Source organism: Pseudoalteromonas sp. H71, assembly GCF_001468485.1.
In the GTDB taxonomy this organism is placed as follows: domain Bacteria; phylum Pseudomonadota; class Gammaproteobacteria; order Enterobacterales; family Alteromonadaceae; genus Pseudoalteromonas.
Window position 1 is genome coordinate 1 of record NZ_LODI01000035.1, and the last position, 12,886, is coordinate 12,886.

Genomic DNA, 12,886 nt, shown 5'->3' on the forward strand with positions numbered 1-12,886 from the left:
AGCCTTTACCACTTTTTTGCCATTGCCTCTTGAATGACCTCGGATTTTAGCCGCTCTTCAGCATACATTTTCTTTAAACGGCGATTTTCATCTTCAAGCTCTTTCATTCGTGTCATTAAAGACGCATCCATACCGCCGTATTTAGCGCGCCATTTATAAAAGGTTGAATTGCCCATGCCATGTTCGCGGCACAGCTCAGGAATAGGCACGCCGCTTTCTGCTTGTTTTAAAATGGCAAGGATTTGGTTGTCTGTAAAATGTGCTTTTTTCATAATTTTCTCCTGTGTTTACAATAAGAGAAAATTCTACGCTTGGCTTCTATTATTTTTCGGGGGGATTACCGTGCTTTGGGTTAATTATGCGGGATTAAAATCAAGCCCGTATAACGAAATGAGCCAAAAAATTACCAATGGTAAAGCGTCAGGTATTTTAAGTTTTGGTATTGCCGGTGGCCTTGAAGCCGGTACGCGGTTTATTGATGCTCTAAACATGATTTTACGTTTGGTAAATATTGGCGATGCTAAATCGCTTGCTTGCCACCCAGCATCTACCACTCACCGCCAATTAAATGATGAAGAGCTGGCCAATGCTGGCGTTAGCCGCGATTTAATTCGTTTATCGGTGGGTATTGAAAACATTGACGATATTATTGCCGATGTAAGCCAAGCGCTCGATAAGGCCTAAATCGTACAGTAAATACCTCAAACTTTTTTGAGGTATTTATTTTTGCAATTAAAAAGGAGTGCCGATACATGAAATTTTTAATTTTTCTCGGTTCGGTTAGAAAAAGTACCCCACCTAAACCTGCGCGTTTAGGGGAAAGGGTAGCGAAAGCATGTGAGCGATATTTGCTTGAGCATTACTCTGAGCACTAAACGTAGTAGTCAACTAATTTAAAAGTATTACCTCTACAATCCATTGTTTGCACTGGCTTTAGGATTAGAACTAACTTCATAGAACCCTTTTGGCCTAAGCTGTATTTCGTTAATCAATTCTGCTAAAAGTTGCGGTTTATGGATAAAGAAACCTTGGGCAAAATCTACTTTCATTTTTTTGAGTTCTTCCACGATGTCATTGCTAGAGGCGAATTCAGCAACAGTTTTTAAACCTATCTTGTGGGCAAAATCATTTATTGAGCATACCATTGCATGAGAAAAACTATCATCATTTATATCTTTTACAAACATACCATCAATTTTTATATAATCAACGCGAAGACTTTTTAAGTATTGGTAAGAAGAAAGGCCTGTTCCAAAATCATCTAATGAAAATGTATATCCATTTTCTTTAAGCGAGCTAATAAAGTTTTGAGTTTTCTCAATGTTTGAAATTACTGCTGTTTCTGTAATTTCAAACGTAACTTGTTTAGGGTTGACCTGATATCTATGAGACATACATATTATGAATTCAGCTAACGTCATGTCTGAGAGCGATTGACCGGATAAATTAATTGAAACATTAACTTTTGAATTAATTTTTGAAAAGGTTTCTGCGATTACCCAACGATCTATTTTTGCCATTATTCTAGCTCTCTCAGCAACTGGTATAAATAGGTTAGGAGGAATATTTGTACCGTCTTCAGATTTTAACCTAAGCAAAATTTCATAATGTTGGTGTTCCGAATTGCAAACCAGAGGTGATATTTCTTGTGCAACAAGATAAAAACTATTGTTAGCAATAGCAAAATTAATTGTATTTAAAAGATTGGTATCTTGTAGATAACTTTCAAATTCACCATAGTAACTATCAATAATATGAATTCGTTCTTCATTATCTCCTTTTGCTAATCGGCAAGCTGTATCTGCAGCATTAATAACTTGGCTAACATTGTCATACTTGCTAGGGTCAATAGGGGCTATTCCCGCGGATAAACTAACACCAAGTACTTTCCCTGAGCTTATTAAGTTAATATTTTCAACTTTTTGCAGTATTACATGAACTATGTCCTTCGCGCGATTTAGGGAACAATTTCTGATCAACAATGCAAATTCATCCCCGCCAATTCGAGCAATATCATCCGAATCTCTTACACAGCTGACAAGGGAAGTTGCTACTCGTTTTAAAACCTCATCACCATAAGCATGTCCTGCAATATCATTAATGAGTTTAAATCTATCTAAATCTATAAATACAACGACCGCGTTGTCGTTTATATTACTTTTTTGGTATGTTGTTTCTAATATTTTTTCAAAACTTTGACGATTCAATAATTGCGTTAAGTGATCATGTGACGTTTTATGAATTAATGCTTTTGTTTCAGTTCGGTCTTCTATTATGAATAACGTACCCTTTAGCATTTTCTGACAGGTAACATAAATGTTTAGGTTATGTTGTTCGCTGTCGCAAGGGAGCGCAAACTTTCTTCGCTTACCTGCCACAATTAAATTCTCATACTTGTCAACCAGAACTGGAATATTCATAAAGCTATCTTTATAATTTTGATCTATAACATCTGATGGACTTTGACTTGTTAAGCCAAGAAACTGGGTAGCGGAGGCGTTAATAATCTCAATTTCGTGAGAATCTGAAAGCACAACAACACCAAATGGGATGGCAGAAATAATTCCTGTCAGCTGCTCGTGTAGAGTCGTAAATTGATCAAATTGAATAGTCATAAAATCTTATCTCTTATAACAATTAATGTCGCATCATCATCTGGTAAAGCGGCTTCATTAAATAGTAAACATGCACTACGTTCTAAAGAACTAGCTTCTCTAATTTCTTTGAGATCTTGAGGCAGTATTATTCCGTCAGAATATAGAAAAAGAGTCATGTTCATAGGACGGTTAACTCTTATATTGTGGATTTTTGAAGGAAGTGTTAAACCTACACTGCCGTCATTTACTGGAAATGCTAATTGAGAGTCCGAAATAATTTTGATACCTAAATCTCCAACAACACAATATTCCAACCAATCAGGTGAGATACGTAATAATGCAATCTGCACAGGGCGATAGGGATAATTGTCTTTGAGGCTCGAGTGGCATAGGCTAATAATGGTCTTCAAATCATCAGTATAATGTTCTTTGACTATATTGAGTGCGCACTGCGATGAATTCGATGCATTGATGCCTTTTCCCGATCCATCAATTAAACAAACAAAAAGTTTATCGCTATGATATTGTTTCAGAAAATATTTATCCCCGTTGACACTGTTCCCAATAGCAGGAAAGGATATCGATACTTTCTCTAATTGATTTTCGGGAGTTGTTAGATAGTGCCGTAATGTAATTGAAAGGCCACTGGGATCATTTTTGTTGACTATAAATTCTTCAACGCACCTTTTAGCTGACCCTAGACCCTTACCTATACTTGGCTCTGAGTGAGTGCTAAATCCATCTACCATAGCTTTTTCAAGATCTGTAATGCCTGGTCCATTGTCTTTTATGGTAACTTGAATACCTCTGCCTCGCTCTATAACTGTCAAAGTAGCGACGCCCGGTAAAGCATAGCGAACTACATTTGTAGTAATTTCTGCAACAGCGATTGTTATCATACCAGCTTCAAATTCATTAAAGCCCAATTCAAAAGCTAATTTGCGTGCTTCTTGAGCAACATAATAAGCATCAACAGGCTCTTCGATAGCAATGTCCATTTTTATTTAGCAATAACATTTACTAACTCTAGGCCAGATGAGCTATAGAAAAAAGTCAATGCAGATTTTAAATCTTTAACCGTATCAAATTGGTCAAATTCCACGCCAGCAGTAACCATAGTTCGTGCTATATTCCCTTTTATCCCACAAAAAACAATTTTCACGCCTATAAGTTCAAGCACTTTTCCTAATCGAACCAAATGTGTGGCCACAGCAGTGTCAATCGCATCAACATTACTGAGGTCAACAATGGCTACGCTATAAGTTTCTTTTTCACATCGAAGTGTCAATGACTCTGTAATTTGTGCCATTCTGCCAGAGTCAATAGATCCAAAAAATCCAGTGTATAGACATTTTTCTGCAATTTCACACGCTATCATAGGAACTTCACCTATTATGTGCCTACGACTAATTGCGACATTTTCTTTAGACATTTTATGTTCCTTTTAAAATATAAAACTAATTTACTCAATGTCTAAACTATAATTTATAAAGGCAAAGAGTGATTAAAAACGTAATTTAATATTGTTAGTGAAATATGCTAAAGATTAACGTTTTTAAATTATGTTTCTTTTTTAAACCGTAAATATTCTGGGCTGGTGTTTTCTTAATAATAGTTTATGAAATAGATTAAGCAAAAAAATTCTTGTATTTTCGATCTTTTACGTAAGTCTTCAAATTGTAGTGGCACACTAACTTTAAATATAAGTGGCTCAATTTGTAATTGACCAAGGCCATTAAGATAATAAGTCAACAGTAGGTAAATGTGGTACTCAATTAAATCAAGTATTTAATAGCCTAGCACCACCCGTTTCCCCCATGATGCCTGAGCAAACATCGTGGGATAGCTATTTTTCGCGCACCTTTAATCAATTAATGTGGTGGGCTGAGGGCTCCAGCAAACAACGTGAAGCGTTAGATCCTAAGCAATTAAGCAAAGATTTTAAACGAGACCCATCACAACGTAATGCGCCCTAACAGTTGATAAATTTATGCTAGTCTTTGTTTGCGTCTTCGCGGGGGGAGGCCAATATTGCTTGCTTTTGTTCGTCAGTTAAAATAATCCAGTCGAATATTTCGTCGCTAGTGCGCCCGCACCCAGTGCAGTAGCCATTCATTCTATAACATTCACCGATACAGTCTGTTTTTAAATGAGTGGATTGTTTACTGGGTGTTTGGCGCATACATTCTCTCGTTATTATTTAGTGGCGACGGGCTTTCCTACTTCTAAATAGGTCGACCAAGTTTTAATTTTTGATAACGTCTTACTGGTATAAACAGAAATAACCGGCGACTTATCATCAAGTACAAAGGTGGTATGCAGCGACGTTTCTGACTCTTTTTGTGTTTCTAACCAGTTGTTTGTTTTAGTTAAACATTGGCGAGTGAGTTCAACTGCTTGTTGATGCATAGCTACCGCTTGTTGTTGATCTTTGTAGCTTTCTTGGCATTGATAGGTCACAGTTTTATTGTTAAAACTAGTCACTTGGCAGTTATCGCCAAATACATTGTACTTTGCAGTCCACACATCTAAATATGAGTTTTGTACTTTGGTGTCTTTTAATGCATCAAAGCGATTATCGAATTCGGTTATTAAGCCATCCATTTTTTCACAGGGCGTTAAGCTGTCTAATTTGGCTTTTTGTTCGCTGGTTAAACTGCTACAGCCAGATAAAATAAGGCCCGTGAGTATAAGCGTTAGATAAGTTTTCATAGTGCGCTATCCTTTTGTAATTGCTACCAAGGATACTTAAGGTAGAGAATAAATGCTATTGAGAGTCTGAATTAAAAAAGAAAAATTATGGCTTGTTATAACGATGTACGCCACATAATGGCGCACACAGTAATCGTTGTATTTACTTATGACGACCTTGTAGGCAAGCAACTACATCAGTGAGTTCTAACCCTTGGCGTTGTAATAGTACAACAAGGTGATACAACAAATCGGCCGATTCGTTGGTAAGCTCATCGTTATCGTGTTTCATTGCGGCAAGGGCAACTTCTACGCCTTCTTCACCTACTTTTTGACAACTACGGCTTAAGTCTTTAGCAAACAATGAAGCGGTGTAGCTTTTTGATGGGTCATCATTTTTACGCTCAACAATGACATCTTCTAATTGTGCTAAAAAGCTTAAGCTTGGTTTAGCATCATCGCCAAAGCAGCTTTGTGTGCCTAAGTGGCACGTTGGGCCCTCAGGGTTTGCCAGTACTAAAATTGAGTCGTAGTCACAATCGGTATGAACCGACACCACATTTAAGTAGTTTGCTGATGACTCGCCTTTAGTCCATAAGCGCGATTTAGAACGCGAATAAAAGGTTACTTTGTTGCTTTCAAGCGTTACCTTTAGTGCTTCGCTGTTCATAAAGCCTTGCATTAAAATAACACCAGAGCGAGCATCTTGAACAATAGCAGGGATCATTTCGCTTTTAGCAAAATCAACTTGAGTTTGGTTTTGTTGTGTTAATTGCATAATCTTGCTGCCACTTGGTTATCGGTTAAAAATTGTTTTAGTTCGCCAATGTTAATCACATTTTTGTGAAAAACACTGGCTGCTAATGCGCCATCTACTTCGCTTTGTTTAAATACGTCTACAAAGTCTTGCATGCTGCCTGCACCGCCAGAGGCGATAAGTGGGATATTACATAATGCACGCATTTTACTTAGTTGCTCGTTGTCGTAACCGTTGCGAACACCATCTTGGTTCATACAATTTAAAACGATTTCGCCTGCACCTAAGTCTTGTACGCGTTTAACCCATTCTTCGGTTTTATAACGGGTGCGGCTTGATGCATTAGGATCGCCGGTTAATTGATACACTAAGTATTCGCCGGTTACTTCATCGTAAAAGCTGTCAATACCTACAACAACACATTGCTTACCAAATTCATCGTGTAGCTCTTTTATGAGTTCAGGGCGTGCAATAGCAGGGCTGTTGATACTTATTTTATCGGCACCACGCTCTAAAACCCGTGCTGCATCGGCTACCGATTTAATACCGCCAGCCACACAAAATGGAATATCAATGTGGCGGGCAATGCTCTCTACCCAGTTAACATCAAGTAAGCGTTTTTCAACACTTGCGCTGATCTCGTAAAAAACCAGTTCATCAGCACCAGCATCGCTGTATGCTTTTGCCATTGTTAAAATATCACCAACAACTTCATGGCCTTTAAATTTAACGCCTTTTACTACTTGGCCGTCTTTAACATCTAAACACGGAATTATGCGTTTTGATAACATGCCAACGCCTCCTCAACACTAAATGCGCCATCAAGCAGTGACTTACCTAAAATAACGCCGCCTACGCCAAGCTCTTTAAGTTTTTTAATGTCATCAAGTGAACTTACGCCACCAGAAGCTTGTACTTTAATGGTGCTGTTGTGACGAGTTAAATCTTCATACAATTCAAACGATGGGCCTGTCATGGTGCCATCTTTACTGATGTCCGTACATAAAAAGTCAATAACGCCCAAGCTTACATAAAAATCAACAAGCTCAAGTAAACCAAACTCAGATTCACTTAACCAACCGTGCGTAGCAGGTGCCCAGCCAGTGGCTGTTTTATTTACATCAAGGGCAATAACAAAGTGCTCTGCGCCAAATTGTTCAATCCAGGCTTTTACTTGCTCACGTTTTTCTACCGCCATTGAGCCAATAACAACTTGGTTAGCGCCGGCTTTTAGCCAATCACTTACATCTTGCTCTGAGCGAATACCGCCGCCCACTTGGTACGGTACGTTAAGCGCTTTAGTTGCGGCTTGAATATGTTGCCACTGCTTTTTACTTGGATCGCGTGCGCCCTCTAAATCTACAAGGTGTAGCTTACCTGCGCCGCTGTCGGCGTATTCTTTTAAACGTGCACCAAGCTCAAAAGGGTAAAACTGAGCGGTGTCGTATTTACCTTGGTATAAACGAACAATTTGATTTTGTAATACGTCTAATGCTGGAATAATCACAAATAATCTCTTTATTGTTAGTTAATGGGCAGTTTATAACTGCCAATCAACAAAATTTTGTAATAAACGGGTGCCTACTTTTGCACTGCGCTCAGGGTGAAATTGCATGCCAGCGTAGTTGTCTTTAGCAACAATAGCTGAAAAGGTTTGGCCGTACTCGCCACTTACAAGTGTTGCGTCGTTTACAGTGTGCGCAAAGCTATGTACAAAGTACACTTGCTCGTCTTGTGTTAGCCCTTTAGTAAGTGCATGCTCTTTATTAATACTTAAGTTATTCCAACCCATGTGCGGCGACGTTAAACTGCCAACATCGAGGGCTTTTACTTGCCCAGGTATTTTACCTAAGCACTGTACGTTACCTTCTTCTGTGCTTTCGCACAGTAACTGCATACCTAAACAAATTCCCATCAGTGGGCGCTGGTATTCGTTTATAGCTTGTTGCCAGCCGTTATCTACTAGGCGTTTCATGGCAACAGATGCATGGCCAACGCCAGGTAATATTGCCCGCTCAAAGCCTTTTAATTGCTCTGGCGAGGTAATGACTGTCGGCGTTTGCCCTAAGCGTTCAAAGGCAAAACGTACTGAATTTATATTGGCACAACCTGTATTTATTATGGCAATCATAAACATCCCTTAGAGCTGGCTGTTTGTTGGGTCGTGTCTTGTGCTACTGCCATACGAAGGGCACGTGAAAACGCTTTAAATAAGCCTTCTACTTGGTGATGACAGTTACCGTCGCTCACCGATAAAATAAGGCTAATAGCAGCATTATCGCTTAAGCTTTTGAAAAAGTGCTCAACCATTTGTACGTCTAAATCGCCTGCTTTTTCGCGGCTAAAGTTAGCGTTTAATACAAATGATGCACGGCCCGATAAATCAATTTGTGCCTCTGCTTTACATTCATCCATTGGCAGTGCAAAACCATAGCGCGCTATTTGCGATTTAGTACCAAGCGCTTGCTTAAGCGCAACACCTAGGGCAATGCCAATGTCTTCAACAAGGTGGTGCTCGTCTATGTGTAAATCGCCTTTGGCTTTAATGTTTAAACCAATGTTGGCGTGCGTGCGAATTTGATCAAGCATGTGATCAAAAAAGCCAAGGCCAGTATCTATGCTGCCATTTTTAGTTTGATCTAGGTTTATGGCTACATCAATTTGGGTTTCTTTGGTGTTACGCGTAACACGGCCTTCGCGGTTGGCTGTGGTTAGCTTGGTAACAATGGCAGGCCAGCTGCCATCGTACAAAATGCCTTCACAACATAAATTTTGTGCAAGGCCAATATCTGTTTGGCGATCGCCAATTACATATGAACGTGCTAAATCAACTTTGCCAGAGCGCATAAGCTCAGTTAATAAACCTGTTTTAGGTTTACGGCAATCACAGTTTTGCTCGTCAAAGTGTGGACAAATTAATACCTCGTCAAAGCTAATGCCTTGGCTTTGCATAATATCCATCATTTTATCTTGTGCTATATCAAAGTCAGCAGTCGGGAAGCTGTCTGTGCCTAAGCCATCTTGATTCGATACCATTACTAAACGGTAACCGGCGGCTTGTAATTGTAATAAAGCCGGAATTACACCTGGTAAAAAGGCAAGTTTTTCTAGGCTGTCTACCTGTTTGTCGGTAATTGGCTCTTCAATTATGGTGCCGTCGCGGTCAATAAATAAATAGGGGTTACTCATGATACTTCGTTTCCTGCTAATGGTGTTGTGGTAGTCGGCGTTTGTAAGCCATCTAACCAAATTTTAACTTGTTCGAGCTCTTGTTCACTACCAATTGAAATTCGTAGCCAATCGTCTTCACCGTATAGGGTAAACGCGCGCATTACTAAACCTTGCTCAAGGGCTACTTTAAAGTAGTTTTTGTTGGCTAATTTTAAGGTAACAAAGTTACCTTCACCAGTGAGGATTTTTAATGCAGCGGGGGAGGCGTTTAACCACTGTACAAGTTTGGCTTTTAAGCTATTTAAAATAGTCACTTGGCGGCGCATTGATGTAATTGCATCAGGTGCAATTGCCTGAGCTGCAATACTTGCCACCACACCCGATACCGGATACGGCGCAATCACTTTACGAATTGGCGCAAGTACACTTTCTTGTGCAAGTGTAAAACCCGTTCTAAGGCCTGCAAGTGCAAACGCTTTAGATAATGTGCGTAGTACCACTACATTACTAAATTCGTTTATAAGTGCTGTGGCGCTTTGCTCTGGGCAAAATTCAATATAGGCTTCATCAACAATGACGAGTGCTTTTCCCGCAAGCGCTGTTGCAATTGCTTTTACTTTATTAAGCGGTGTTAGGCTACCTGTTGGGTTATTTGGATTACAAATAAACACCAGTTTCGAGTTGCCCGCAGCCTTTACTATTTCATCTACACTACCATCAAGTAATAGCGCTTGCGTTAGGCTATTAATGGCAACGTTATGAGTATCAGCCGTAACTTTGTACATACCGTATGTTGGTAAAAATAACGCAATGCTGTCTTTAGCTGGTTCACAATAAGTGCGAACTAAAAGCTCAATGCCTTCATCGGCGCCGCGCGTCATTAATACGTTTTCGCTTTCAAGATCTGTATAAGCAGCGTAGCGGTCAATCACTAGTTGCGGTTGGGGATCTGGGTAGCGATTTAAATCTTCAATACTCAGTTCAAGGTTTTTAGCATAAGGGCTTTCGTTGGCATTTAACCACGTTGTCCCTGATAGCTTTTCACTTTTAGCAGAGCTATAGGCAGCAAGTGCTGCAATATTTTGTGGTAATAAGCTTGTCGCTTGTGCGCTCTCATTGCTCATTTTTAATTGCCTCTAAACGAATTGAAACCGCATTTGCGTGTGCATCAAGGCCTTCTGCATCTGCAAGTGGTAAAATAGCTTTTGACAGCTGTGTTAAGCCACTTTTACTAATAGTTTGCACTGTGTACGTACGGAAAAAATCAAGCAAGTTTAAACTCGAGTAAGTTGCACTGTAACCGTAGGTAGGTAAAACGTGGTTAGTACCCGATGCATAATCGCCCGCTGACTCTGGCGTGTAGTCGCCTACAAATACTGAGCCTGCATTTTTTACTTTATCTAAATAAGGTGTTGAATCTGCTAATTGCAAAATTAAGTGCTCAGGGCCGTATTGCGCTGATACGTCAAATGCTTGTTCAACAGAGTCTACTAAAATAAGTGATGAATTAGCCAGTGCTTGCTCGGCTGTCTCTTTTCGGCTTAAGTTTGCAAGTTGGCGAGTAAGGGCCTTTTGCGTTTGCTCAATGATACTTTCGCTGTTACACAATAAAATAACTTGCGAGTCAGCGCCGTGCTCAGCTTGTGAGAGTAAATCTGCTGCTATAAATTCAGGATTTGCTCGCTCATCTGCTATTACTAATACTTCAGACGGGCCTGCTGGCATATCGATTGCCATACCAGGAATTGTTTGCGCAACAAGCTGTTTTGCCATCGTTACAAAGCTATTACCTGGGCCAAAAATTTTGTTCACTTTAGGCACTGATTCAGTGCCGTAGGCCATTGCGGCTATTGCGCCTGCGCCACCACTTTCAATTAAAGTTGTAATGCCACATAACTTAGCTGCATATAATATCGCAGGGTTAATGCTTTCATTACCTTGCACAGGGGTTGCAAGTACGACAGTTTTAGCACCACTTAATTGTGCAAGTACACCTTGCATAATAACCGATGATGGCAGTGGAGCACTGCCACCTGGTACATAAATACCCACAGCTTCGATGGCTTGATATTTCAGTTCACATACAACACCAGGTTGGGTTGATAACTTAATATCTTTAGGCAATTGCGCTTCGTGAAAACGTTTAACGTTTGCATAAGCGGTGTCAATTGCGTATTTAAGCTCTGCGCTTAGTGCTTGCTCTGATGCATTTATTTCATCAAGCGGTACACGTAAACGAGGGTTAGCTCTATTATCAAACTTTTTAGCCATATCAAGTAAGGCTTTATCGCCTTGCTCTTTAACATCGCTCATAATTGTTTGGCATATTGCTTCAACCTTTGCGCTGGCAGAAACCGCAGGGCGCATTAGCGCCGCTGCTTGTACTTGTGAAGATTCCTCATTCCAACGAAGCATGGTACTTACTCCATCATTTTTTCAATTGGCATTACTAAAATAGAGTTAGCGCCTAGGGCTTTAAGCTGCTCCATTGTTTCCCAAAATAATGTTTCGCTGCTTACCATGTGAAGCGCTACGTACTCTTCATTACCAGCAAGTGCTAGTAGGGTAGGTTGGCCTGAGCCTGGTAAAATTTCGCAAATTTCATCAAGTTTAGTTTTTGGCGCGTGTAGCATAATGTATTTGCTTTCTTTAGCTTGTTTAACACCACGAAGGCGCGGCATAAGCTTATTGATTAGCGCTAGTTTGTCTTCATCTTGAAGGTCTTTATTTTGAATTAAACAGGCGTTTGATTCTAAAATTGTTTCACCTTGCATCAAACCGTTCGCTTCAAGTGTTGCACCAGTAGATACTAAATCACAAATTGCATCAGAAAGACCGGCACGAGGGGCTACTTCTACTGACCCTGTAAGCATTACAGTGCTTGCATTAATGCCTTCGCGCTTTAACCACTGCGTTAAAATTTCTGGGTAGGTTGTAGCAATACGCTTACCTTCAAACCAGCTCTTATCACGTGGGCCAAGCTCTTGTGGCCATGCAAGTGCAAGGCGGCAGTAACCAAAATCTAGTTTAGCTAGTTTGCTAACTTCGCTTGGTACACCTTGGCGTTCACGTTCTGCTTGTACTTCTACTAGTACGTTTTCGCCAACAATACCTAAATCACATACACCGTCCATTACCAAGCCCGGAATATCGTCATCGCGCACACGTAGTACGTCAATTGGCATATTAGTTGAGTGTGCAATTAAGCGTTGCTCACGTAGGTTTAATTTAACACCTAGTTGCTTTAGTAAATCTTGACAATCTTTAGACAGGCGACCGCCTTTTTGGATGGCGATACGTAGACGATTTGTGTTACTCATTATTCATTTTCCTTTAATTTAAAAACTAAAAACCCCGAGGGGAACCTCAGGGCGAAAATGAATCAATATGTTTTGAATCGCCAGAGGTTCCTTTTAGGAATAACCTCTCAGCGAAAGACCTGACAGGTTATTCCGGTGAATGGTGGTGATGATGTACTGTTGTCAGGTTTAAGCGCATTTTAATAATCCTATTTTGCTTAGCGCTGTTTAGTGAGCGTTAAGCTTTAATCTGTTTCAATAATTTTCAAAGCTATAAAAACATATTATCTATGCTTATAGCAAGTTTTTTTTAGCTTAATTAAAGCATAAGTTATAACTGCCGATACTATGGATATAACGACATAAGTTTG

14 protein-coding genes and 3 pseudogenes are annotated in these 12,886 nt (G+C 39.8%); 3 read left to right on the top strand and 14 right to left on the bottom strand.

From position 1 onward, the window contains the following. Positions 1-11 precede the first annotated feature (11 nt). A pseudogene (locus ATS71_RS13425) lies at positions 12-272 on the bottom strand (transposase); the annotation flags it as partial. 70 nt (positions 273-342) lie between these two features. Here ATS71_RS13425 and ATS71_RS13430 point away from each other — a divergent pair. Further along, positions 343-684 (top strand): annotated as a pseudogene (locus ATS71_RS13430) (PLP-dependent transferase); the annotation flags it as partial. A gap of 68 nt (positions 685-752) precedes the next feature. Beyond that, positions 753-872, top strand: a pseudogene (locus ATS71_RS19120) (NADPH-dependent oxidoreductase); the annotation flags it as partial. Positions 873-908: 36 nt separating this feature from the next. On the opposite strand, the gene ATS71_RS13435 reads toward ATS71_RS19120, so the two are convergent. The 3 genes from ATS71_RS13435 to ATS71_RS13445 are packed head-to-tail and all read right to left on the bottom strand — an operon-like array spanning position 909 to position 4,029. Then, positions 909-2,615 carry a sensor domain-containing protein gene (locus ATS71_RS13435; RefSeq protein WP_058405282.1) on the bottom strand — a complete coding sequence of 569 codons (1,707 nt, stop codon included), beginning with the start codon at positions 2,613-2,615 and terminating at the stop codon, positions 909-911. Then, complete coding sequence (locus ATS71_RS13440; RefSeq protein WP_058405283.1) at positions 2,612-3,595, bottom strand: ATP-binding protein; 984 nt, start codon at positions 3,593-3,595, stop codon at positions 2,612-2,614. Before ATS71_RS13440 ends, ATS71_RS13435 begins: the two co-directional genes overlap by 4 nt. Before the next feature lie 2 nt (positions 3,596-3,597). Beyond that, the gene (locus tag ATS71_RS13445) at positions 3,598-4,029 is read right to left on the bottom strand and encodes an STAS domain-containing protein (protein ID WP_058405284.1); all 432 of its coding nucleotides are present in this window, start codon (positions 4,027-4,029) and stop codon (positions 3,598-3,600) included. A 385-nt stretch (positions 4,030-4,414) separates the two neighbouring features. Here ATS71_RS13445 and ATS71_RS18510 point away from each other — a divergent pair, with 385 nt between their 5' ends. Beyond that, positions 4,415-4,573 carry a hypothetical protein gene (locus ATS71_RS18510; RefSeq protein ID WP_235591490.1) on the top strand — a complete coding sequence of 53 codons (159 nt, stop codon included), beginning with the start codon at positions 4,415-4,417 and terminating at the stop codon, positions 4,571-4,573. A 17-nt stretch (positions 4,574-4,590) separates the two neighbouring features. Here ATS71_RS18510 and ATS71_RS18515 read toward each other — a convergent pair whose 3' ends face one another. The 10 genes from ATS71_RS18515 to hisG all read right to left on the bottom strand — a co-directional run bounded on the left by ATS71_RS18515 (position 4,591) and on the right by hisG (position 12,536). Beyond that, the gene (locus ATS71_RS18515) at positions 4,591-4,779 is read right to left on the bottom strand and encodes a DUF1289 domain-containing protein (protein WP_082653630.1); all 189 of its coding nucleotides are present in this window, start codon (positions 4,777-4,779) and stop codon (positions 4,591-4,593) included. A 14-nt stretch (positions 4,780-4,793) separates the two neighbouring features. After that, a complete protein-coding gene (locus ATS71_RS13450; protein WP_058405285.1) occupies positions 4,794-5,309 on the bottom strand; it encodes a hypothetical protein in 516 nt (171 codons plus the stop codon). A 142-nt stretch (positions 5,310-5,451) separates the two neighbouring features. Next, the gene (gene hisIE, locus ATS71_RS13455) at positions 5,452-6,066 is read right to left on the bottom strand and encodes a bifunctional phosphoribosyl-AMP cyclohydrolase/phosphoribosyl-ATP diphosphatase HisIE (protein WP_058405286.1); all 615 of its coding nucleotides are present in this window, start codon (positions 6,064-6,066) and stop codon (positions 5,452-5,454) included. Then, positions 6,057-6,836: an imidazole glycerol phosphate synthase subunit HisF gene (hisF, locus tag ATS71_RS13460; RefSeq protein ID WP_058405287.1), complete on the bottom strand. Its 780-nt coding sequence runs from the start codon at positions 6,834-6,836 to the stop codon at positions 6,057-6,059. Before hisF ends, hisIE begins: the two co-directional genes overlap by 10 nt. Beyond that, positions 6,818-7,552: a 1-(5-phosphoribosyl)-5-[(5-phosphoribosylamino)methylideneamino] imidazole-4-carboxamide isomerase gene (locus ATS71_RS13465; RefSeq protein WP_006793444.1), complete on the bottom strand. Its 735-nt coding sequence runs from the start codon at positions 7,550-7,552 to the stop codon at positions 6,818-6,820. Before ATS71_RS13465 ends, hisF begins: the two co-directional genes overlap by 19 nt. A 33-nt stretch (positions 7,553-7,585) precedes the next feature. Further along, positions 7,586-8,176 carry an imidazole glycerol phosphate synthase subunit HisH gene (hisH, locus tag ATS71_RS13470; protein ID WP_058405288.1) on the bottom strand — a complete coding sequence of 197 codons (591 nt, stop codon included), beginning with the start codon at positions 8,174-8,176 and terminating at the stop codon, positions 7,586-7,588. Beyond that, entirely contained in the window at positions 8,173-9,234 is a 1,062-nt protein-coding gene (gene hisB / locus ATS71_RS13475; protein WP_058405289.1) for a bifunctional histidinol-phosphatase/imidazoleglycerol-phosphate dehydratase HisB, read from the bottom strand. The genes hisH and hisB overlap by 4 nt, the downstream gene beginning before the upstream one ends. Then, entirely contained in the window at positions 9,231-10,340 is a 1,110-nt protein-coding gene (hisC, locus tag ATS71_RS13480) for a histidinol-phosphate transaminase (protein WP_058405290.1), read from the bottom strand. Before hisC ends, hisB begins: the two co-directional genes overlap by 4 nt. After that, on the bottom strand, positions 10,330-11,631 hold the full coding sequence (hisD, locus tag ATS71_RS13485; protein ID WP_058405291.1) for a histidinol dehydrogenase: 1,302 nt from the start codon (positions 11,629-11,631) through the stop codon (positions 10,330-10,332). The genes hisC and hisD overlap by 11 nt, the downstream gene beginning before the upstream one ends. 5 nt (positions 11,632-11,636) lie before the next feature. Continuing rightward, a complete protein-coding gene (hisG, locus tag ATS71_RS13490) occupies positions 11,637-12,536 on the bottom strand; it encodes an ATP phosphoribosyltransferase (RefSeq protein ID WP_058405292.1) in 900 nt (299 codons plus the stop codon). Positions 12,537-12,886: the final 350 nt, after the last annotated feature.